The following is a 21,683-nucleotide window of genomic DNA, read 5'->3' as shown; positions in this document are numbered from 1 at the left end:
AGGGGGTGACACACGGCCGGCCGCCCTTTATTCGGGTTTCAGGAGGCGCAACCCAAGGGAATTGGGCAACGGAACGGGGCGGGCATGGATATCGTTTTTGTCGGTGCCGGGCTCGCCAACTGCCTGATCGCCGCCCGCATCGCCGAACGGCGCAGCCGCGTCCGGGTGCTGCTGCTGGAGGCCGGCGAAAGCGTCGGCGGCAACCACAGCTGGTCCTATCATTCCAGCGATTTCGGCCGCATGCAGCACGCCTTCCTCAGCCCGTTCCGCGCGCATGTGTGGATGGGGCACGACGTGCACTTCCCGGCCTACTCCCGCATCCTCAAGGGCCACTACGGCACCATCACCTCCGAGCGCATGTCGCAGGTGATGCACGAGCGCCTCAATCCGTCCATCCGCCTCAACGCCAAGGTGGCCCATGTGGCGGCCGATCATGTCGTCCTCGCCGGCGGCGAGCGCATCGATGCGGGAGCGGTGATCGACGGGCGCGGGCCGGTTTCGTCGCGCCATCTTGACCTCGGCTTTCAGAAGTTTCTCGGCCAGGAGGTTCAGCTCACCCGTCCGCACGGCCTGCACCGGCCCTTCATCATGGATGCGCGGGTGGAGCAGATCGACGGCTATCGCTTCGTCTATGTGCTGCCGCTCGATCCGCAGACGGTGCTGATCGAGGACACCTATTATTCCAGCGGCGCCGAGCTTCCCATCGAGACCCTGCGCGGGCGCATCGCCGCCTACGCCGCCGGGCAGGGCTGGGAGATCGACCACGTGGTGCGCGAAGAGGAAGGCGTTCTGCCCATCGCCCTTGGCGGCGATATCGGCGCTTTCCTGGCCGAGGCGCCTCAGGGTGTCGCGCGGGTCGGGCTGCGCGCCGCGCTGTTCCACCCCACCACCGGCTATTCGCTGCCGGATGCACTGGAGCTCGCGGACCTCGTGAGCGAGCTGCCGGATATCTCGGGCCCCGCGATCGCAGCCTTCGTGCGCCAGCACGCGGCCCGACGCTGGGAGAGCCGTGGATTCTTCCGGCTGCTCAACCGGATGCTGTTCCGCGCGGCCGCGCCGGATCGCCGCTATGCCATCCTCGAGCGCTTTTACCGCTTGCCCGAGGACCTGATCCAACGCTTCTACGGGGATCGCCTCACCTTCAAGGACAAGGCACGCATCCTTACGGGCCGTCCGCCCGTATCGGTGCTGAAGGCGCTTTCCTGCCTCCCCGAGACGAAATCCGCGACCGGTCCCAGATAATGCTCGACGTCACCAAGTCTCCCCGCCGCGCCGCCGTCATCGGCTCCGGCTTCGGCGGGCTCGCTCTCGCCATCCGCCTGCAGGCGGCCGGCATCGCCACCACCATCTTCGAGCAGCGGGACAAGCCCGGTGGCCGGGCCTATGTCTACGAAGACAAGGGCTTCACCTTCGATGGCGGGCCAACCGTCATCACCGACCCCTCCTGCCTGGAAGAGGTCGCTGAGGCGGCCGGCCGGCGCCTCAGCGACTATGTGGACCTGATCTCGGTCTCGCCCTTCTACCGGCTGCTGTGGTCGGACGGGCGGCAGTTCGACTATGTGAACGAGCAGACCGCCCTGGACGCCCAGATCGCCGCCTTCAACCCGGCGGATGTGGAAGGCTACCGGCGCTTCTTCGCCTATTCCAAGGCGGTGTTCGAGGAGGGGTACCTCAAGCTCGGCGCCGTACCGTTCCTGAATTTCTCGGACATGATGAAGGCCGGGCCGCAGCTGGCGAAGCTCCAGGCGTGGCGCTCGGTCTATTCCATGGTGTCGAGCTTCATAAAGGACGAGCACCTGCGGGAGGCCTTCTCCTTCCACTCGCTGCTGGTGGGGGGAAACCCCTTCTCCACCTCGTCCATCTACGCCCTCATCCATGCGCTGGAGCGCAAATGGGGCGTCTTCTTCCCGCGCGGCGGCACCGGCGCGCTGGTGCGCGGCATGGTGAAGCTGTTCACCGACCTCGGCGGCACCATCCACCTCTCCGCCAAGGTCGATGAGATCGTCGTGGAGGGCGACCGGGCCACCGGCGTGCGCGTCGGCGGCGAGATGCTCCCGTTCGACCTCGTCGCCTCCAATGCGGACGTGGTGCACACCTATGCCCACCTCATGCGCAACAGCGCGCGCGGGAAGGCGGAGGGCGCCAAGCTCGCGAAGAAGCGGCATTCCATGTCGCTGTTCGTCATCTATTTCGGCGCCAACCGCACCTGGGACCATCTCCAGCACCACACGGTGCTGTTCGGCCCGCGCTATCGCGGCCTTGTGGACGAGATCTTCAAGGGCCCGCGCCTGCCGGACGATTTCTCCCTCTATCTCCACGCGCCGACCGTGACCGACAAGTCGCTGGCGCCGGAGGGCTCCACCGCCTTCTACGTGCTCTCCCCCGTGCCGCACCTCGGCAAGGCGGACATCGACTGGGAGGTGGAGGGGCCGAAGTATCGCGACCGCATCCTCGGCCATCTTGAGCAGCGCCTGCTGCCGGGGCTCAAGGAAAGCCTCGTCACCACGCGCATTCTAACCCCCTTCGGCTTCCGCGATGAACTCTCCGCCCATCTCGGTTCGGCCTTCTCGGTGGAGCCGATCCTGACCCAGTCGGCGTGGTTCCGACCGCACAATCGCGACGACAAGATCGCCAACCTCTATTTCGCCGGCGCCGGCACCCATCCGGGTGCGGGCGTGCCGGGGGTGGTTGGCTCGGCCAAGGCGACGGCAGGCCTGATCCTCCAAGATCTTGGCATCGCCGCCCGGTCGCCCGCATGAGCGGGACGGACGCCGCTCCGGACGTGGTGGGCGCAAGCGAGGAGGCCATCGCCAAGGGCTCCAAGAGCTTCGCCGCCGCCGCCCGCCTGTTCGCGCCGCGCATGCGGGAAGACGCGGTGATGCTCTATGCGTGGTGCCGCCACTGCGACGACGTGGTGGACGGGCAGGAGCTGGGCCACGGCCGCATCGCCAGCGCCCAGACGCCGGCCGAGCGGCTCGAAGCCCTGTTCGAGGAAACGCGCCGGGCCTATCGCGGCGTTCCGTCTTCCCATCCCGCCTTCGCGGCCTTCGCCGAGGTGGTCCGCCGCAACGACATTCCCGAGCGCCATCCCCTCGATCTGCTCGAGGGCTTCCGCATGGATGTGGAAGGCCGCCGCTACGACACCCTCGATGACACGCTCACCTACTGCTACCACGTGGCCGGCGTGGTGGGGGTGATGATGGCTCTGATCATGGGGGCGCGGGACGAGGTGGTGCTGGACCGGGCGAGCGACCTCGGCCTCGGCTTCCAGCTCACCAACATCTCCCGCGACGTGATCGAGGATGCCGGCATCGGCCGCATCTATGTGCCGGGCACCTTCCTCGACATGGAAGGCGTGCCCGAGGCCGGGATCGCCGACCCCGAGCACCGCGCCAACGTGGCTGCCGCCGTCGCGCGCCTGCTCGACGTGGCCGAGCCCTATTACGAACAGGCGGTGATCGGCATGGGGGCCCTGCCATTCCGCGCCGCCGCCGCCGTCGGCGCCGCCCGCTGCGTCTACCGCGCCATCGGCACCGAGGTGCGCCGGCGCGGAGCGCAGGCGTGGGATGCGCGCGTCTCCACCACCAAGGCGCAGAAGATCGGCTATCTCATGCAAGGCATCGGCCTCGCCTTCGCCACCCGCCGCAGCGGCCCCCAGCCGCCGCGCCCGAAGCATTTGTGGACCCGGCCGCGATGACCCATTTCGCCGTCGTCGCCCCGCCGCTGCCGGGGCACTACAACCCCTTGCTGGTGCTGGCGCGTGAGCTTGGCGCGCGAGGTCATCGCGTCACCTTCGTCCACATGGCGGATGCCGAGCGGCTGGTGAAGGGCAAGGGCGCGGGCTTCGCGGCGGTCGGCGCGCGCGATTATCCCGCTGGCGCCCTCGACACCTATGTGAACCGCCTCGCCAAGCCCACCGGCCTCTTCGGCCTCCTCGGTACACTGCGCGCGACCGCCGCGCAGACCGACATGCTCTGCCGAGACCTGCCCGGCGTGCTGCGCGATATCGGTGCGGACGCGGTGATCGCCGACCAGACGGAGGCCGCCGGCACGCTGGTGGCGCGCCATCTCGGCCTGCCGGTGGTCTCCACCGCGACGGCGCTGCTGCTGAACCGCGAGGTCGGCGTGCCGCCGCCGTTCGTGCCGTGGCCCTATGAGGCGGGGGAGAAGGCGCTCGTCCGCAACAAGGGCGGCTACCGCGTCACTGATTTCCTGATGTCGTCCATGCGCAAGGTGCTGGCGCGGCATGGCGAAGCCTTTGGCCTCGATCCGTTCGCCGATGGCGGCTTCTCGCCGCTGCTGACGGTCGCCCAGATGCCCAAGGGGCTGGATTTTCCCCGCACCGAACTGCCCGCCACCTTCCACTATGGCTCCCCCTGGCGCGATGCCGCCGCCATCCCGGCCGCGACCGCTCCGTTGCCGAATGCTGAGGGCAAGCCCCTCGTCTTCTGCTCGCTGGGCACGCTGCAAGGGGCGCGCGCCGATCTTTTCCGCAAGGTGGCGCTGGCGGCGCGGGAGGTGGGTGTGCGCCTGCTGATCGCCCATGGCGGGCTTCTTTCACAGGCCGAGGTGGGCCGGCTAAGCGACCTCGCCGAGGTGCGCGCCTTCGTGCCCCAGCAGGAGGTGCTGAAGCGTTGCGCGGCGGCGGTGCTCCACTGCGGTATGAACACGGTGCTCGACGCCATGGCCGAGGGCGTGCCGCTCGTCGCCATGCCCATCGCCTTCGAGCAGCCGGCCACGGCCGCGCGGCTTGCCTATGCGGGTGTTGCCGAGGTGGTTCCGGCCGGCCGCGCCAGCCAGAAGAGGCTCACAGCAGCGCTCCGCGCGGTGCTGGAACAGCCGGGCTATGGCGAGAAGGCACGGCGTATCGCGGCCGAGATGGCGCACGGGCGCGGCGTGACCGATGCCGCCGATCTCATCGAGGCGGCGGTGGTCAGGCCGGTGCCCGTGGCCGTTTGAGCCGATAGAGCACCTGCCGCCGCAATGGGTGGCCCGGCGGCGTGGACGGCAAATCGAAATCCCCGCCTTCGTCTCGGACCATGCCGAGCCGCTCCATCACCGCCCGCGAGCGAAGGTTGGCCGGCACGGTGATGGCAACGATCTCCTCCAGCCCCAGCGTCTCGAAGCCGAAACCCAGCGCCGCCTGCGCCGCCTCGGTGGCATAGCCCCGGCCCCAGAAGGCGGGATCGAAGCGCCAGCCGATCTCCACCGCCGGCGTGAAGTGCTCCGCATAGGGCACATGCACCAGCCCGCAATAGCCGGCGAAGTCGGTGACGCCCGGTGCCTCCACCACCCACAGGCCGAACCCGTGGCGGGCGAAATGCGCCTCGGCGCGATCGGCCACTGCATCGCTCGCGGTGCGGTCGGCCACCGGCATGAGGAATTCCATGGTGCGCGGGTCGGACTGCATCCGCCACAATCCATCGCGATCCGATGGCCGCCACGGGCGCAGCGTGAGGCGGGCGGTGGCCAGTGTCGGGGCGGTCATCGACGGCGTCTCATGCGCCATCGATCAGGCCGCGCAGGCGCTCGGCAGCCGCGGTGGAGGGGAGGGGGCGCCCCTCCAGCGACGCGACAGAGCGGATGCCCAGCGCCGAGGTGAGCAGGATTTCTTCGGCCGATGCGAGGTCGTCCACTGTCAGCGGCCGTTCCTGCGCGCCGGCGGCGATCACCTCCGCCCGCATCACGCCGGGCAGGACGCCCTCGGACAAAGGCGGCGTGACAAGCCCCCCATTGATGACCGCGAACAGGTTGGCGATGGACGTTTCCGCCACGCCATCGCGCGTGTTGAGCAGGATGGCATCGTCCGCGCCGCGCCGCGCGGCCTCCTGCCGGGCAAGGATGCCGTCGAGATAGTTTAGCGACTTCACCTGCGCGAGCGGCGAGCGGTCGTTGCGGCGTGTGCCCTGCGCGATCACGAGGCGCGCGGCGGGCAAAGGCGGGGAGAGAAGCGCGGCGGTGATGACGAGGGTGGGCTTCGGCTCTGCTGGAGGCAGCACGCCGCGCGGGCCGGTGCCGCGCGTGAGGGTGAGGCGCAGCACGCCGTCTGACAGGCCATTGGCGTCGGCGGTCTGTGCCAGCGCCACGGCGAGATCGACGTCGGGCAGGGGCATCCCCAGCACGCCCGCGCCGGTCGCGAGGCGGGCAAGGTGCGCCTCTGTGCGCAGCACCTTGCCGGCCTTCACCCGCAGCGTCTCGAACAGCCCGTCGCCCAACGTGAAGCCGCGATCGAACGGGGAGACGGTCGCTTCCGCCTCCTCCACCAGCCCTGTGCCGAGGAACAGCTTCATGCGCCCTCTCCCGAAAGCGCGCGCAGCATGGGCGAGAGCTTCACGAGGCTCTCCTCATATTCGTCCGCCGGATCGGAATCCGCGACGATGCCGCCACCCGCCTGGGTCAGCAGCGTATCGCCGGAGCGGGTGATGGTGCGGATGACGATGGAGGAATCCATCGCCCCGTCGAAGCCGATCCACGCCACCGAGCCGCAATAGACCCCGCGCGGGGTGGGCTCCAGCTCGTGGATGATCTCCATGGCGCGGATCTTCGGCGCGCCGGTGATGGAGCCGCCGGGGAAGCAGGCCTTCAAAAGGTCCACCGGGCCAAGGCCGGGCTTCAGCTGGCTGTCGATGACCGAGACGAGGTGATGGACGCTGGCGAACGTCTCCAGCCCGCAGAGCACTGGCACCTTCACGCTGCCCACTTGCGAGACCCGCGAGAGGTCGTTGCGCATGAGGTCCACGATCATCAGGTTTTCCGCCCGGTCCTTCACCGAGGCGAGGAGCGCGTCAGCCAGCGCCTTGTCCTCGGCGGGATCGGCGCTGCGGCGGCGGGTGCCCTTGATGGGGCGCGTCTCCACCCGCCCGTCCGAGGAGAGGGAGAGGAAGCGCTCCGGCGAGGCGGACAGCACGGCGAGATCGTCGCCAGCGCGCAGGAAGGCGGCGAAGGGGGAGGGGCTCAACGCGCGCAGGCGGGTGTAGAGGGCGAGGTCGGTCAGGCCCTCCGGCACCTTCGCCCGCATCTGGTGGGTGAGGTTGGCCTGGAAGATATCGCCCGCGCGGATGTATTCGATCACCCGCGCCACTTCCGCTTCCACGTCCGCGCGGGGCTGGTCGGGCGCGAATGTCCCGGTCCGGCCGAAATCGGGGGCGGGCGCCGCTGCGGGTGCCGTGGCGAGCCGGTCGAACAGCTCCTGCGCGCGGCGCTGGGCGCGGGCCTCGGCCGCATCGCCTGTCTCGGGCCGGCCGTTGGAGACGATGAAGGCGCGCTTCTCCAGCCCGTCGATGGCGAGAATGGCGTCGTAGAGGCCCATGGCCATCTCGGGCACGGATGGAGTCGCCGGCCGGGGCGGCGGCAGGCGCTCCAGATGCCGGCCCAGCTCATAGCCGAGATAGCCCATGGCGCCGCCGAGGAACGGCACCGGCGCGGAGGAGGGGCCGAGGCAGGGCGGCAGATCGCCGGGATTGAGCGCGCGCGCCAGAACGTCGAACGGCGTTCCGGGCACAAGGGTGCCATTCAGCCGGACGCCGTCCGGGCCGGAGGTGATGAAGGCATAGGGATCCGCGCCGATATAGGACCAGCGCGCCCGCACGTCGCCCTCCGCCGCGCTGTCAAGAAAGGCGCATTGGGGGGCGTCGGCGAAGGCCTGGAACGCGGCGAACGGGTCGCGGTACGGGATTTCAACGATAAGCACAGGGGGCGACCGATTCAGAACGCTTCGGTCCCACCATGGCGCCACGGCGCCGCTGGGGCAATCCGGACGGGCGAGAGGCCGCAGGCTGCGCCGCGACCGACGGCCCGGTGGTCATCACGCGAATTCCCCCGGCAGGCCGGGGGAAAACGATAAATGCGGCTTACCCGGAAACCTCAGGCCGCCTTTGCGAACGGGGGCTGGTCTTCCGGCTGCTCGGCCTGGGTGGCGTTCAGCAGCTTGGACTGGACGATCTCGCCCACCGCAACCAGCTCGGTGCTCCACGCAAGAGCCGACTGTTGCAGGAAGGCCGCTTCGCGGGTGACGAAGGCGGACGGGTTCTGCTCGCGCGAGAGCTGGCTGAGCAACTCCATCTGCTCCTGCATCTGCCGGCCGACGAACTGCTGCAGATGCGTGCTGACCGCGATCGGGCAATCTAGGAACAGGTTCTTCCACGCGGCGACCGGCCAAGCCATGGGCGGCGTGGCGGGCGACAGCGCGCGGGCGAGACCCTGGAACATCACCGAGTCGTTCATGTCCATTTCTCCCGTCTGACGATGACCCCCGGACCTGAGCAGCCCCCAGCGCCCATTGGATTTACCGTTTCACGGATGTGAGACTTCGGCGTTGCGGAAGGTCAAATGCCTTGCGTGCCGGATCGGGGAAAATCACATTTCCACCCGTTGCCCTTCGGGGCGACATCATCATCGCACTCCGCCGCCTTGCTGCCTATGGCCGCACCGGGAGGCGGGGCGAGAATCAGGCTTCCGTCAACGCATCGTGATGTCCGCGCTCGGGACGGAGCCACAGGCCGCAAGGTCGGGGAGAAGACAACATGACCCAGTTGCCGCACGGCTTCCGTCAGATCCGCATGGAGCTTGCCCGTGAGAAGGGGCATCCGGACGGCGCCCGCAATTCCGGCTACAGCTTCGTGGCGCCCCTCGACAGCGCCGGCCGCATTGATGCGGCGGAGTGGGCCAAGCACCGCGACAGCTGCCGGGTGGTGAAGTTCCGCCCCGATGAGGCCGACGAAGTGGGCCACCTGGTGCGGCGGCCCGGCGGCAGCTGGGCTTTTCGCTACGACATTTCCGGCGCCGACGATGACGAGGCCGGCTACCGCTTCGGCGACGAGCGGTTCGAGGTGGGCGAGTATGTCTCCGTCCATGAGGACGACGAGATGCACACCTTCCGCGTGGTTTCGGTGGTCTAATCCGGGCAGTGCGGTCCGCCGGGAAAGGCGGACCGCGGCCCCGTCAGTAGCTCTTGTATTCGGCCGTGCCCTTGGAGATGGCAAATTCCTCCTCCGGTGAGAGCACCAGCTTGTGTCGGCCCCAGATGCCGAAATAGGCGATCCCGGCCGCGAACCAGATGGCCACGCCGATCACGCCGTTGCGGTAGATCGGGTCGGAGAGCTGGAACCAGATGGTGACGATGGCGATCACGATGGTCGCCACCGCGCCGGGGATGCCGAAGGGGCTCTTATAGGGCCGTTCGATGTGCGGCATGTTTTTCCGCATCAGAATGAAGGAAATGGCCTGCATCACGTAGGAGAGCATGGCGCCGAACACCGCCATGTTCAGCAGCGTGCCGCCGATGGCCGCCGCCCCTGCCTCCGCCCCCAGCGCGAACCAGATGCCGAGCATGATGACGAGGCCGACCAGAGCGCCCGCCACCATGGCCACATGCGGCGTCTTGCGCCCGCCGTGGGTCACGGACAGGCCGCGCGGGAAGTAGCCGGCCCGTGAGAGCGAATAGATCTGCCGGCCCTGCGCATAGATGATGGTGTGGAACGAGGCGATCAGCCCGATCACCGCCACCAGCGCGAGGAGCCGCGCGAGCCCGTCGCCATAGATGGCCTTGAAGCCGTCCAGCAGCGGCTCCAGCGAGGTGGAGAGGCCGAAGGAGCCATTGGCCACCGAGGAATTGAGCCACAGGATCATGAAGGCGGAGACGATGAGCGTCGCCATGCCGGCCATGATGCCCTTGGGCATGTCGGTTTTCGGGTCCACCGATTCCTCCGCCGCCAGCGGCAATTGCTCGATGGCGAGGAAGAGCCAGACGGCGAAGGGCAGGGCGGCGAGCGCGCCGCCGATGCCGAAGGGCAGGAACGGCCCGCCACCGTTGGGCAGCTCCACCGCCGTGCCATCCGGCCCGACACCGATATTCAGCGCCCAGCGGGAGAAATTGGCCACCGGAAGCGCGCTGACCCAGAAGGCCACGAGGCAGGCCAGCGCGGCGAGCGTCACCACCAGTGTCACGCGGAAGGAGAGTTCCACGCCGGCAATGTTGAGGCCCACGAAGATGATGTAGCCAAAGATCCAGTAGACCGGCTGGAACGCCGGCGGCGTGCCGAAGATGGAGCCCATGTAGGAGCCGATGAAGGACACCACCACCGCCGGGGTGATGACATACTCCACGTTCTCGCACAGGCCGGTGACGAAGCCGCCCCACGGCCCCATGGTGGTGCGGGCGAAGGAATAGGCGGCGCCCGTGTGGGGCAGGGCCGGCGACATCTCGGCGATGGAGAAGGTGAGGCCGAGATACATGATGGCGATGATGACCGCCGCGATGAACATGCCGCCCCAGCCGCCCGAGGCGATGCCGAGGTTCCAGCCCGAGAAATGGCCGGAGATGACCGCCCCGACGCCGAGCGCCCAGAGCGACCAGACGCGCGCGTGCCGCTTCAGGGCCCGCTGCTCGAAATAGGAAACATCAACCGTGGTGTAGGTGACGCCGGATTTGCTGCCTTCGGCCATGCCCAGCCCTCCGCTTGCACCGGGGTAAGGTCCGGCGCGCTTGCCCTAGAGGCAACTTTGTTGCCATTCCCCAAGGGCGCGGACAAAAACCGTCAGCGCGCGCCCAGATGCAGCGGCGGCAGGCCGGTTTCGAGCAGGAGATCGCTCTCGTCCTTCAGTTCGACGCCGGTGATCTGGCGGGCGAATGCCTCGCGAATGTGCCAGGCGAGCTTGAAGGCGGCCAGATCGTAGGCAAGACCCTCCGGACGCACGTTAGAGATGCAATTGCGCTCGGCGTCCGACCGGCCGGGCTTGGGATTGTAGGTGAGGTAGAGGCCGAGGCTGTCCGGCGAGGAGAGGCCCGGCCGCTCGCCCACAAGCAACACGACCGCGCGGGCCTTCAGCAGATGCCCCACCTCGTCCCCCAGCGCCACACGCGCCTGCGAGGCGATGACCACGGGCGCGGTGGTCCAGCCGGCGTCCGTAATGCGCGCCTTCAACGCCGCCAGGAAGGGGAGCGTGTGGGCATGGACGGCTGCCGAGGACAGGCCGTCGGCCACCACGAGCGCGAGGTCCACAGGCTCGCCCGCCGCCTCCGCAAGGCGGGCACGGCTCTCGTCAGAGAGCCGCCGCCCAAGGTCCGGCCGGCGCAGATAGACGTCGCGCGCCTGCGCCGCGCTTTCTGCGCGCAGGGTGGAAAAGCCGAGGCCGCGCACCTCCTCTTCCACCCGCGCCGCATCGAACGGGGTGTGTACCGCATCGCGTGCCTGCGCATGGGCGAGGGCGAAGCGCAGCACCTCCTCCGTGGGCAGGCTCGCGCCGGTGCGGCCCAGCGCGATGCGGGCCGGGGTGTGGCGGGCGAGTTTCGACCAGGGATCGCGCGCGATCATGCCGCGCGCTCCGCCACATAGCCGAGCAGCGGATTGCCGGCGTCGGCAGGCAGCAGGCGGCCGTCCGCGCCGGTGATCTCCATCTTCTCCAGCCACGCCTCGAATTCCGGCGCGCGCTTCAGCCCCAGCACCTCGCGGATGTAGAGCGCATCGTGGAAGGAGGTGGACTGATAGTTCAGCATCACATCGTCGGCGCCGGGAATGCCCATGATGTAGGTGACGCCCGCCGCTCCGAGCAGGGTCAGCAGCGTGTCCATGTCGTCCTGGTCGGCCTCGGCGTGGTTGGTGTAGCAGACGTCCACGCCAAGCGGCACGCCGAGCAGCTTGCCGCAGAAATGGTCCTCCAGTCCGGCGCGGATGATCTGCTTGCCGTCATAGAGATATTCCGGGCCGATGAAGCCCACCACAGTGTTCACCAGAAGCGGATCGAAGGCGCGGGCGACGCCGTAGGCGCGCGCTTCCAGCGTCTGCTGGTCCACCCCGTGATGCGCGCCGGCGGAGAGGGCCGAGCCCTGGCCGGTCTCGAAATACATGGCGTTCTGCCCCACCGTGCCGCGCTTGAGGCTGCGCGCCGCATCGGTGCCCTCGGCGAGCAGTTTCAGGTCGATGCCGAAGGAGCGGTTCGCCCCCTCCGTTCCGGCGATGGACTGGAACACGAGGTCGACCGGCGCGCCGCGCTCCATGAGCGCGATCGAGGTCGTGATGTGGGTCAGCACGCAGCTCTGGGTGGGAATCTCGAAGCGCGAGATGATCTCGTCCATCAGCTTCAGCAGCCGGTCGATGACAGGCACGCTGTCGGAGGCGGGATTGATGCCGATCACCGCATCGCCGCAGCCGTAAAGCAGGCCATCGAGGATGGCGGCGGAGACGCCGGCCGCGTCGTCGGTGGGGTGGTTGGGCTGGAGGCGCACCGCCATGGTGCCGGGCAGGCCGATGGTGTTGCGGAAGCGCGTCACCACCCGGCACTTGCGCGCGGCGAGGATCAGATCCTGATTGCGCATGATCTTGGAGACCGCCGCCGCCATCTCCGGGATAAGGCCGGGCGCGAGGGCCGCCAGCACCTCCGGCGTTGCGGCGGGGGAGAGCAGGAAGTCGCGGAAGTCGCCCACCGTCATGGCCGAGACCGGCGCGAAGGCCGGGCTGTCGTGGCTGTCGAGGATGAGCCGCGTCACCTCGTCCCCTTCGTAGGGAACGAGCGGCTCGGCAAGGAAGGTCTTGAGCGGCAGGTCGGCGAGGCACATGCGCGCCGCCACATTCTCCTCGGCCGTGGCGGCGGCGATGCCGGCGAGCATGTCGCCCGACCGCGGCGGCGTCGCCTTGGCCATCAGGTCCTTGAGGTCGGAGAAGACGAAGGACTTCGCTCCGATGCGATGGACATGAGCCATGGCGCGCTCCGGTGGGGCGGGCGCGGCGCATCTGCCGCGTCCTCAGGCCCTCGCGATAAGCAACAAATATGCCTTCGGGGAAAAGCCCTGTCTATTTCGGCACGCCGTTGATGACGAACAGCGCGTTCAGGAACTGGTCGGGCGGGAACTTGCCGAAACTCTTGGCATAGATGTCGCGAATGCGGTCAGTGCGGTAGAGGTCGGCGAGGGTGGTGTCCACCAGAAGGCGGAATGCCTGGTCGCCGCGCGGCAGGCCGAGCGCGTAGGTCTCGAAGGTGAAATACTGGTCCGACAGGCTGAGGCGATTGCCGAACGCGGTATTGGCGATCAGATAGTTGAGGATGCCCCGGTCGCCGAAATAGGCGTCGAGCTTGCCGTCGGCCAGCTGCTTCAGCCCGTCCGGATGGTCGGTGACGGTGACGATGGTGGCGTTGATGCCCATTTGCGCGAGGGTGGACCGCAGCGTCTCCTCGGTCGTGGTGCCCTTGAGCACGCCGACCTTCTTGCCGCGCAGCTCTTCCAGCCCTTTGACAGCGGAACCGCGCGTGACGACACCGGCGCCGTCGAGGAAGGTGGGGAGGGAAAAATCCACCAGCGCCCGCCGTGACATGGTCATGGACGAGGGCTCGCACAGGATGTCGATGCGCCCGTCGCGGACCGCCTCGAAGCGGTCTTCGGCCGAGACCTTGACGTATTCAACCGGAAGATTCGGCAACTTGAGGGAGCGCTTGAGCGCATCCGCCACCTCGCGGCAGAGATCGACGATGTAGCCCGCCGGCTGGCCGTTGCTCGCAGCGTACGAATAGGGCGGGGCGAACTGGCGATAGCCGATGCGGAAGGGGTCGCCCTTTGCCAGGCGGTCCAGTGTCTGCGCGCCGGCCGGGGCGCAGAACGCGAGCAGGAGGGCGGCAAGCCCGGCGACGATCATCGCCGCCCGCAGTCCCGCGAACCTGATGCTTGAGCTGAATTCCAGCCCGATCTCCCGACCCATCCGCGCCCCCTTGTGCCGCCCCCCGCGGTCCATTTCGCCTGATCTTGCCCGGCTCGCCGTGCGCGGCCAAGGACTTCGACGGTTGCTGAAGGAAGCTGGCGCGCATTGTGGCGCGAAAGCAACCCTCCCGCCCTGCCGATGATCTTCGCGCCCACCTCGGCACTCCCACCTGCGGCCGTTCCGCCGCAGCCGACTTGCCTTTGTGCGGATGCGAAATTGTTATATTGATATGGATATAGCTTGGCCGGCCGCGCCGGCTTTTTCTGCCGGGGATTTGGACATGACCGTATTGCTCAACCGGCGCCGCATGTTGGGCGCCATCGCCGCTGCGGCCGCCGGGGCGGCCGGGGCATCCGCCGCGTCGCTGGGCGCGGCGCTCGCAGCGCCGGCGAAGGGGCTGGAGATTCTCGGCGCGCCGAACGGTTCCACCATCGTGCTGCTGCGCCTGCTCCAGTCCGGTGCCCTCAACGCGACAGCACCCGACGCCACCTTCCGCCTGTGGCGCGACACCGACGAACTGCGCGCCGCCATCGTCTCCGGCCGCACCAGCCTGTTCACGACACCGACCCACGTGCCGGCGAACCTTGCCAATCGCGGCCTGCCGCTGAAGCTGTTCGCCATCCTCTCCATGGGCCATCTGTTCGTCATCTCGTCCGACCCGGGCATCACCTCGTTCAAGGATCTCGCCGGCAAGCAACTGGTCGGCTTCTTCAAGAACGACATGCCCGATCTCGTCTTCCGTTCCATCGCCCGCGGCTATGGTATGGACCCGGACAAGGACATGACCATCACCTATGTGCGCACCCCCATGGAGGCGGCGCAGATGCTCGCCGCCGGGCGCGCCACCACGGCCATCCTCTCCGAGCCGCCGGCCACCGCCGCCATCATGATGGCGAAGAAGGAGGGCCGCACGCTCAACCGTGCCATCAGCCTTCAGGACGACTGGAAGAAGCAGCACGGCGGCCTCGGCCTGCCCATGGCCGGCATCGCTGTGCATGAGCGGCTGATCGAGGAGAGCCCGGAACTCCTCAAGGCCATGGCTGCCGGTCTGCCGGGCGCCCGCGACTGGGTGCTGTCCGATCCCGCCGCCGCCGGCCAGCTGGGCGAGGAAAAGATGGACATGAAGGCGCCCATCCTCGCCAGCGCGCTCTCCCATTTCAATGTGGTCGCGGAACCGGCGGCCAAGCTGAAGCCGGGCCTCGTCGCCTTCTACGAGACGCTGCTTTCCTTCCAGCCGGAGGCCCTGGCCGGGAAGCTGCCGCCCGACAGCTTCTATCTCGACTTCTGAGCGCCGCGATGGCGGCTCCGGCACGCACGCTCTCTCCCGCGCTCCTCTCCACGCTGTGGGGGGCGGCGGGGCTCTTGGCTCTGGCCGGCGCGTGGCAATGGGGGGCCGCGGCCTTCGGGCCGTTCGTGCTGCCGAGCCTTGCGGAGACAGGGGAGGCCGTCGTCCGGCTCGTGACCACCGGAAAGGCGGGGCCGGCGCTGCTGGCGACACTGGTGCACGCTCTGGCCGGCTGCGCCGCGGGGGGCGCGGCCGGCTTCTTTTTAGGCGTGGCGGGGGGATTGGTGCTGCCCGTGGGCGCCATGTCCTATCCCGTCTTCACCGCGCTCCTCGGCACGCCGCCCATCGCCTGGGTGGTGCTGGCGCTGCTCTGGTTCGGGCCTGGCGGCGCGGCCGCCACCTTCACCGTGGCCATTACCGTTGCACCCATCCTGTTCATCGCCACGCTCCAGGGCGTCCGCAGCCGCGACCGCGCGCTCGCCGAGATGGCGCAGCTCTATCGCGCGCCGGCCCTCATGCGCTTCACCGATCTGGTCCTGCCGGCGCTGGCGGACTTCCTCATCCCGGCCGTCGCCACGGCGCTGGCCTTCTCCTTCAAGGTAGCGGTGATGGCGGAGGTGTTGAGCGGTGCGGACGGGGTGGGCGGCGGCATCGCCACCGCGCGCTCCCACTTCGACCTGCCGGAAACCATGGCGTGGATCGTCCTCGCGATCGCCGCGCTGATCCTCGCCGACGCCCTGCTCCTCGCGCCGTTGCGGCGTCGACGGGCGGGGAGAGGGCATCCGACACCCGTCTCGGTGGAGGCATGAGGATGCTGTCCCTGAGCAGCCTGAGGCTGAGGTTCGGCGAGGCCGAGATCATCGCCGGGATAGACCTTCATATCGGCGCGGGCGAGCTGGTGGTTCTGCTCGGGCCGTCGGGATGCGGCAAGACCAGTCTTTTGCGCATCGCTGCCGGGGTCGAGCGGGCGACCGCGGGACGGGTCGAGAACAGCTTTCGCCGCGTGGCCATGGTGTTTCAGGACCCGCGCCTGCTGCCCTGGGCCGATGCGCGCGACAATGCCGCCTTCGGCCTCAAGGCGGCGGGAATGGGCAAGGCCGAACGCCGCGCCATCGCCGAGGCGATCCTGCTACGCCTCGGCTTTTCGGCGCGGGATCTGGACAAGCGCCCTGCCCAGCTCTCGGGCGGCATGATGCAGCGGGTCGCCATCGCCCGTGCTTTCGCCCTTTCGCCGGATCTCGTTCTGATGGACGAGCCGTTCTCCGCCCTCGACGTGGGCCTGCGCCACGATCTCCAGGCGCTTCTGCGGGCAGAGGTGGAAGGGGCAGGGGCGGCGGTGCTGTTCGTCACCCACGACGTGACCGAGGCGGTGCGCCTCGCCGACCGGATCGTCGTTTTCTCCCCGCGCCCCGCTTGCGTGGTGGCGGAGGTGACGCAGGCGCCCATGCTCGCGTCGGTCGGTGCGGCCTATGAGGCATCGGCCGCTTTGCTGCACCGGCCTGAGATCGCGGCCGCCCTCGCCGCGCCCGAGGCATCGTGTCTTGCGGTTTCCGGTTCCCGCGAGCGGCTCTCTCTCGCGGGCAGGGCGACGGTGGCCGCCTCCTGAGGGCGTCTACTTGATGCGCGGCTTGTGCACGGATGTGGCTGCCGCATCGGCTGCGGCGCGGCGCACGCGTTCCGCGAAGCGGGCGACGGCGTCCTGCTCCAGCGTGCGCTGGATGGCCTTGGCGGCCACCACCCCGTCGGCCATGGAGGTGACGCAGCACGGATGCATCCGCTGCGCGATCTCGCCGATGGCGTAGAGGTTGGGCACCGAGGTTTCGCAATCGAGGCTGGTCTCGACGAAGCCGCGGGCATCCCGCGCGAGGCTCAGGTGGCGCGCATAGGGCAGATAGGGCTCCCAGCCATAGAGCACGAGGAACCGCTCGAACCGCTCGCCCGCCACCGCCGGCACGTCGGGCTCCACCGGATAGGGGCCGATGCGCACGTCCGCCGGCGGCACCTTCTCCAGGAACTCGCGCCGCGCCCTGATGGTGCGGGCGAAGAGGGTGACGCGGGCGGCGCCGCGCTTACGCACGAAGATATAGTTCTCGAACGCATTGTCGCCGCCACCGAGGATGGCGACCGAGCGCCCCTCGAAGTCCGCATTGAACAGGGTCTGGCCAGGGCCGATGATGATGTTCTCCGAGGCCGTGAACCCGCCCTTCACCGGCCGCACGCCGGTGGCGAGGACGCAGGTGCGCCCCATCACCATCTCGCCGGTGGCGGTGGTGATGCGGAAGCCGCCGGGCACCACCTCCAGCTCCGTCACCGCCTCGCCGGTGCGGCAGACGATGTCGTGGTCGCGCATGTGGCGGTCGACCTCGGCGGCAATCTCGATGCCGGTCTTGTCGCGGATGGGGGCGATCCACTGGTTGGGATAGGGATTGTCGTTTCCCAGCCCGCCCAGCACCGGCCGGCGCTCGACGATGCAGGGCCGGAAGCCGAGCATCTTCAGCCAGAGCGCGCACGACGCCCCGGCCGGACCGCCGCCGATGATGACCGCGTCGAACATGCCGCTCCCGATCCCTGCTGCCATCCTTCGACGGCGCCGACGACCAGCTTATGCGAGGCTTTCGCCGGCGGCTAGAAAGGGCGCATCGGCCTCTCGTGTCGTATGCAGGAAGGCCGCGCCGCTCCAGACGCCGGGCCATCCCCATCCAAGGCGGTTGCACTATTTATGCAACGCAAGGTAAGTCATGACCCCCGCGTCGCAAGTGGGGGGATTGCGATCTGATGCGTATGATGTCGCAGGACGTTCAGAGATTTGCCATGCGGCCATTGCGCGTCGCACTGTTCGTGCACGCCTTCTATCCGGACCACGTCTACGGCACCGAGGCCTACACGCTCGCGCTGGCGCGCCAGTTCAAGGCGCTGGGACATGTCCCCACCGTCGTGACCGCGCGGTCGGCCGGCGAGCCCGAGCAGGCGGAGGAGATCGTACGCTACGAAGTCGAGGGCATTCCGGTGGTGCGGATCGACCGCAACCGGACTCCTTCCCGCTCGGCCCGTGAGGATTACGACCATCGCGGCCTTGCTCCGCTCCTCGAACGCATCCTGCACACGCTCGCGCCGGACGTGGTGCACATCTGTCACCTCGCCAATTTCACTGCTGTCCTGCCGCATGTGACCGCGCGGCTGGGCATCCCGACATTTGCGACGCTGACGGACTTTTTCAATCTCTGCATCACCACCCGGCTGGAGCTGCCGGATGGCGGCCTTTGTCATGGGCCGAATGCGATCCGCAGCAATTGCCTGTCCTGCGGCCTGCTCGCGCGGTCGGCCGAGCGGCCGGACAGCGCATTCTGGCGCATTCTGGCGCAGCCCACCGTGCGTTCCGCTGCCGCCGTGACGGCCGCCACGCTCGCGCCCGTGCTGCCGTTCTCGCTCGGCCGCGACGCGCGGGCCGTTCGCGATCGGGCGCACGTGCTGCGCGTTGCTTTCGCCCATTGCCGGGCGGCCTTTGCGCCCAGCGCGTTCCTCGCCGAGCTGTTTGATGCCTACGGGGCGGGGCCGCCGCTGTTCCGCTCGCCGTTCGGCGTCGAAATCGACCGCATGCCCAAGCCCGCCGCACCCGCCCGGCCGGTACGCTTCGGCTTTATCGGCCAGCTCGCCTATCACAAGGGGCCGCACCTGCTGCTCCAGGCGCTGCGGGCGCTGCCGCGCGATGCCTTCACCGTCGATATCTGGGGATCGGAGAGCCTGTCACCGGCCTATGCCCGCGATCTGCGCGCGGTGGCCGAGCAGACGGTCCCGCCCTTGCCGGCGCGGTTCCGCGGCACCTTTCCGGAAGCGGAGATGGCAGGATTGCTGGCAGAGGTGGACGTGCTGGTCATGCCCTCCACCTGGTTCGAGAATGCGCCACTGACCCTGCTGAAGGCCCTCGCCACGCACACGCCGGTCATCGTTTCCGACGTGCCGGGCATGACCGAGTTCGTGGAGGAGGGCGTCAACGGCTTCTCCTTCCCGCGCGGCGACGCCGAGGCGCTGGCTCTGGTACTCCAACGCTTCGTGGACGAGCCCGGCCTCGCTGCGGCCCTCAGCCGGACGACTTCGTACGAGCGCACCGAGCGCGATATGGCGCTGGACCTTCTCGCCATGTACCGCGCCTTCGGCGCCGTTCCGGCGGACACCATCCCGGTCCCCGCTTGAGGGGGCCGGCATGAGGATCGCCATCCTCGCCTCCGGCGTTCTGCCGGTGCTCGATGGTGTCACCGTCAGCGTCGATGCCCGCGTTCGCCGGCTGGTGGCGCGGGGCGACGATGTGCTGCTGCTGGCGCCCGCAGCTGCGGACGGCGCACGACCCGCCGGTTTGTCGCCGGCCGTCACCTTTGCGGGATTGCCGAGCGCGCCCTTCGGCGCGGCGGCGTCGGACCGCAACGTGGTGCCGGAGGCAGGGGGCGAGATCGACCGGGCGCTTGCCGCTTTCCGACCCGACCTCATTCACGTGGATGAGCCCGAGCGTCTCGCCCTGGGCCTGCGCCGCCTTCCCGCCCACGCCTTCGCGCGGCGCCACCGCGTGCCGCTGGTCGCCTTCTTCCACACCAATTTCGCCGACTATCTGGGAGTTGGTGGCAGCCGTTACGGTCTTTATGCCCCCCTGCGCGCGGCTTTCTGGAGGGCGGTGGCGCAGCTCTACAATCGCTACGACGCCACCCTTGTCCCAAGCGCGGCCACCCTCGCACGGCTCCAACGTGTCGGCCTCGCGAACGGCCTCGCCGGCCGGTTCAACGGGACGGATACACAGGACTTCCGTCCCGATCTGCGCCGTCCCGGCTACTGGCGCGCGCGCTGGGGCTGTCCCGATCTCGATGGCCGGGCGGTGATGCTGGTCGCCGGCCGGCTGACCGCCGACAAGGGCTGGGCGGACTGGCGGCGGGTGCTGCCGGCGCTCGCCGAGAGGCTGGGCGATGCGCTGGCGGTGGTGGTCGCCGGCGATGGCGCCCTGCGGGGGGAGGTCGAGCAACTGGTCGCGGCGCTGCCCTGCGGTTTCCTCGCCGGGCCGGTGCCGCGCGCGGAGATTGGCGTCCTTCTCGCCAACAGCGATCTTTACGCCACCTTGTCGCGCTTCGAGAACGCCAGCCTTGCCGTCTACGAGGCCCTCGCGAGCGGAGTTCCCGTGCTCGCGCTTGAGGCCGGCGGCCTGCCCGGGCAGGTGCGCAACGGCGTCAACGGCCTGTTGTTCAGGCCCGGAGATGTGCCCGGCTTCGTCGCAGGCACCGCACGATTGGTGGAGGACGCGGCGGCTCGCAGTGTCCTTCGCGCGGGGGCACTGGCGGAGCGTCCGCTTCTTGGCTGGGATCGCGCCTTCGCCGCGTGGATCGATGCGCTCAGCGCGGTCGATCCTTGATCAGGCCCAGCGCAGTGGCCTCTTCAGAAAGCGCAGCCAGCGCCGCGTCGATCTGCTCAGGCCGATGCGATGCGGAGAGGAAGAAGCGCAGCCGAGCCGAGCGTTCCGGCACTCCCGGCGGCAGCACCGGGAACGCGTTGATGCCGCGCTCCAGCAGGCGCTGGGCGAGGATCACGGTCCGGATGGTCTCGCCCACCATGATCGGCACGATGCCCGCACCCCAAGACGGCCCCACGTCGAGGCCGAGCGCGGCCGCACCATCGCGGAAGGCCCGGCTGTTGGCCTGAAGCCGCTGCACGCGCTCCGGCTCTTCCAGCATCAGGCCCAGCGCCGTGCGTGCGGCTTCCGCCACCGGCACCGGCAGGCCGACGCTGTAGACCATGCCGGGCGCAAAGGCCTTGAGATAGCTCACCATCGCCGCCGGCCCGGCGATGTAGCCGCCGCAGCTCACCAGCGATTTTGACAGCGTGCCGAACCAGATATCCACGGCCCGGGGATCGACGCCCGCATGCTCGGCGATGCCGCGTCCGGTCGCGCCGAGCACGCCGAGTCCGTGCGCGTCGTCGATCATCAGCCAGAAGCCGAACCGCTCCTTCAAGGCAACCAGCCGGGAGAGGTCCGGCCCGTCGCCATCCATGGAGAACAGTCCCTCGCTGACGACCAGCACTCGCTCGAAGCGGTGGCGCTCGCGCCCCAGCATGGTCTCAAGCGCATCGAGATCGTTGTGCGGGAAGCTGCGGCGGGTGGCCGGCGAATACTGGGCGCCGAGCACCACGCTGTTGTGCATGAAGGCGTCGGTGACGACGAGATCCTTCGGGCCCATCAGCGTCGGAAGGGCGGCGATGGCGGTGGCGTGGCCGCTCACGAACGCGACCGCATCCTGCGCCCCGCAGACGTCGGCCAGCGCCCGCTCTAGCGCCAGATGCGCCGGCCGCTCACCCGACGACAGGCGGCTGCCGGAGACGCTTGTGCCCCATGTCTCGACCGCAGCGGTGACGGCGCGGGTGATGCGCGGGTCGCCATTGAGGCCGAGATAATCGTAGCTCGCGAAATTGACGACCTCGCGCCCGTCGATGCGCGCGGTGGCACCGGATCGTCCCTCGTGCAGCCGGTGGTAGGGGTTCTTCAGCCCCAGCATGTCGGCCGCCGCCTGCTGCGCCGTCAGTTCCTTGTAGCGCGGCAGGCTCTCGAATGAGAGCAGCCCGTCCCGGTCCACGAAGGTGGGGGAGGGAACGGGCGCCGGCGCCGCCGTGCCCGCACGCATCTCGCCCAGCAGGTGGGCGAGATCCTCGTCCGACAGGCCGCGACGCCCGCTCATGGC

The 21,683-nt window shown here is 69.0% G+C and carries 20 protein-coding genes; 10 read left to right on the top strand and 10 right to left on the bottom strand.

Translation table 11 applies throughout. From position 1 onward, the window contains the following. Nucleotides 1-84: 84 nt before the first annotated feature. From crtY to EJ105_RS09420, 4 genes are read left to right on the top strand one after another with little or no spacing between them, the layout of a single operon-like run. Nucleotides 85-1,242 (top strand): lycopene beta-cyclase CrtY, encoded by a 1,158-nt coding sequence (gene crtY, locus EJ105_RS09435; RefSeq protein ID WP_029558189.1) that lies wholly within the window; start codon nucleotides 85-87, stop codon nucleotides 1,240-1,242. Next, nucleotides 1,242-2,759 carry a phytoene desaturase gene (locus tag EJ105_RS09430; protein ID WP_250166118.1) on the top strand — a complete coding sequence of 506 codons (1,518 nt, stop codon included), beginning with the start codon at nucleotides 1,242-1,244 and terminating at the stop codon, nucleotides 2,757-2,759. Before crtY ends, EJ105_RS09430 begins: the two co-directional genes overlap by 1 nt. After that, nucleotides 2,756-3,697: a phytoene/squalene synthase family protein gene (locus EJ105_RS09425; protein ID WP_250166117.1), complete on the top strand. Its 942-nt coding sequence runs from the start codon at nucleotides 2,756-2,758 to the stop codon at nucleotides 3,695-3,697. Before EJ105_RS09430 ends, EJ105_RS09425 begins: the two co-directional genes overlap by 4 nt. Further along, complete coding sequence (locus EJ105_RS09420) at nucleotides 3,694-4,959, top strand: glycosyltransferase (RefSeq protein ID WP_250166116.1); 1,266 nt, start codon at nucleotides 3,694-3,696, stop codon at nucleotides 4,957-4,959. The genes EJ105_RS09425 and EJ105_RS09420 overlap by 4 nt, the downstream gene beginning before the upstream one ends. Here the strand turns inward: EJ105_RS09420 and EJ105_RS09415 are convergent. The 4 genes from EJ105_RS09415 to EJ105_RS09400 all read right to left on the bottom strand — a co-directional run bounded on the left by EJ105_RS09415 (nucleotide 4,934) and on the right by EJ105_RS09400 (nucleotide 8,223). Beyond that, complete coding sequence (locus EJ105_RS09415; RefSeq protein WP_250166115.1) at nucleotides 4,934-5,488, bottom strand: GNAT family N-acetyltransferase; 555 nt, start codon at nucleotides 5,486-5,488, stop codon at nucleotides 4,934-4,936. The genes EJ105_RS09420 and EJ105_RS09415 overlap by 26 nt on opposite strands. Nucleotides 5,489-5,498: 10 nt before the next feature. After that, nucleotides 5,499-6,290: an aminotransferase class IV gene (locus tag EJ105_RS09410; RefSeq protein WP_250166114.1), complete on the bottom strand. Its 792-nt coding sequence runs from the start codon at nucleotides 6,288-6,290 to the stop codon at nucleotides 5,499-5,501. Beyond that, complete coding sequence (gene pabB / locus EJ105_RS09405) at nucleotides 6,287-7,690, bottom strand: aminodeoxychorismate synthase component I (protein ID WP_250166113.1); 1,404 nt, start codon at nucleotides 7,688-7,690, stop codon at nucleotides 6,287-6,289. Before pabB ends, EJ105_RS09410 begins: the two co-directional genes overlap by 4 nt. 173 nt (nucleotides 7,691-7,863) lie before the next feature. Next, nucleotides 7,864-8,223: a hypothetical protein gene (locus EJ105_RS09400; protein ID WP_155982315.1), complete on the bottom strand. Its 360-nt coding sequence runs from the start codon at nucleotides 8,221-8,223 to the stop codon at nucleotides 7,864-7,866. Nucleotides 8,224-8,522: 299 nt separating this feature from the next. Here EJ105_RS09400 and EJ105_RS09395 point away from each other — a divergent pair, with 299 nt between their 5' ends. Continuing rightward, nucleotides 8,523-8,897: a hypothetical protein gene (locus EJ105_RS09395; protein WP_024279394.1), complete on the top strand. Its 375-nt coding sequence runs from the start codon at nucleotides 8,523-8,525 to the stop codon at nucleotides 8,895-8,897. Nucleotides 8,898-8,940: 43 nt separating this feature from the next. Here EJ105_RS09395 and EJ105_RS09390 read toward each other — a convergent pair whose 3' ends face one another. The 4 genes from EJ105_RS09390 to EJ105_RS09375 all read right to left on the bottom strand — a co-directional run bounded on the left by EJ105_RS09390 (nucleotide 8,941) and on the right by EJ105_RS09375 (nucleotide 13,688). Then, complete coding sequence (locus EJ105_RS09390) at nucleotides 8,941-10,443, bottom strand: amino acid permease (protein WP_250166112.1); 1,503 nt, start codon at nucleotides 10,441-10,443, stop codon at nucleotides 8,941-8,943. A 92-nt stretch (nucleotides 10,444-10,535) separates the two neighbouring features. Continuing rightward, nucleotides 10,536-11,312, bottom strand: coding sequence for an ethanolamine ammonia-lyase subunit EutC (gene eutC / locus EJ105_RS09385; RefSeq protein WP_250166111.1), 777 nt, complete (start codon nucleotides 11,310-11,312; stop codon nucleotides 10,536-10,538). Further along, complete coding sequence (locus EJ105_RS09380; RefSeq protein ID WP_250166110.1) at nucleotides 11,309-12,697, bottom strand: ethanolamine ammonia-lyase subunit EutB; 1,389 nt, start codon at nucleotides 12,695-12,697, stop codon at nucleotides 11,309-11,311. The genes eutC and EJ105_RS09380 overlap by 4 nt, the downstream gene beginning before the upstream one ends. A gap of 91 nt (nucleotides 12,698-12,788) precedes the next feature. Further along, nucleotides 12,789-13,688 carry an amino acid ABC transporter substrate-binding protein gene (locus EJ105_RS09375; protein ID WP_250166109.1) on the bottom strand — a complete coding sequence of 300 codons (900 nt, stop codon included), beginning with the start codon at nucleotides 13,686-13,688 and terminating at the stop codon, nucleotides 12,789-12,791. A 280-nt stretch (nucleotides 13,689-13,968) separates the two neighbouring features. On the opposite strand from EJ105_RS09375, the gene EJ105_RS09370 reads away from it, so the two are divergent. Genes EJ105_RS09370 through EJ105_RS09360 form a run of 3 tightly spaced genes read left to right on the top strand, consistent with a single transcriptional unit; the run spans nucleotide 13,969 to nucleotide 16,579 of the window. After that, a complete protein-coding gene (locus tag EJ105_RS09370; protein WP_250166108.1) occupies nucleotides 13,969-14,976 on the top strand; it encodes an ABC transporter substrate-binding protein in 1,008 nt (335 codons plus the stop codon). Between the two features lie 8 nt (nucleotides 14,977-14,984). After that, nucleotides 14,985-15,782, top strand: a complete 798-nt coding sequence (locus EJ105_RS09365; protein ID WP_250166107.1) for an ABC transporter permease — start codon at nucleotides 14,985-14,987, stop codon at nucleotides 15,780-15,782. Between the two features lie 2 nt (nucleotides 15,783-15,784). Further along, nucleotides 15,785-16,579 (top strand): ABC transporter ATP-binding protein, encoded by a 795-nt coding sequence (locus tag EJ105_RS09360; protein ID WP_250166106.1) that lies wholly within the window; start codon nucleotides 15,785-15,787, stop codon nucleotides 16,577-16,579. Nucleotides 16,580-16,585: 6 nt separating this feature from the next. Here the strand turns inward: EJ105_RS09360 and EJ105_RS09355 are convergent, their stop codons facing one another. Then, nucleotides 16,586-17,527, bottom strand: a complete 942-nt coding sequence (locus EJ105_RS09355; protein WP_250166105.1) for an NAD(P)/FAD-dependent oxidoreductase — start codon at nucleotides 17,525-17,527, stop codon at nucleotides 16,586-16,588. Nucleotides 17,528-17,784: 257 nt separating this feature from the next. On the opposite strand from EJ105_RS09355, the gene EJ105_RS09350 reads away from it, so the two are divergent. Continuing rightward, the gene (locus EJ105_RS09350; RefSeq protein WP_250166104.1) at nucleotides 17,785-19,164 is read left to right on the top strand and encodes a glycosyltransferase; all 1,380 of its coding nucleotides are present in this window, start codon (nucleotides 17,785-17,787) and stop codon (nucleotides 19,162-19,164) included. Between the two features lie 10 nt (nucleotides 19,165-19,174). Next, nucleotides 19,175-20,362 (top strand): glycosyltransferase, encoded by a 1,188-nt coding sequence (locus tag EJ105_RS09345; RefSeq protein ID WP_250166103.1) that lies wholly within the window; start codon nucleotides 19,175-19,177, stop codon nucleotides 20,360-20,362. On the opposite strand, the gene EJ105_RS09340 is transcribed toward EJ105_RS09345, so the two are convergent. Next, nucleotides 20,343-21,680: an aminotransferase class I/II-fold pyridoxal phosphate-dependent enzyme gene (locus EJ105_RS09340; protein WP_250166102.1), complete on the bottom strand. Its 1,338-nt coding sequence runs from the start codon at nucleotides 21,678-21,680 to the stop codon at nucleotides 20,343-20,345. The genes EJ105_RS09345 and EJ105_RS09340 overlap by 20 nt on opposite strands. Nucleotides 21,681-21,683: the final 3 nt, after the last annotated feature.

Origin of the sequence: Xanthobacter aminoxidans, from assembly GCF_023571765.1 — a bacterium.
In the GTDB taxonomy this organism is placed as follows: domain Bacteria; phylum Pseudomonadota; class Alphaproteobacteria; order Rhizobiales; family Xanthobacteraceae; genus Xanthobacter; species Xanthobacter aminoxidans.
The sequence above is the reverse complement of the archived record's forward strand: the minus strand, read 5'-3'. Positions and strand labels throughout refer to the sequence as shown.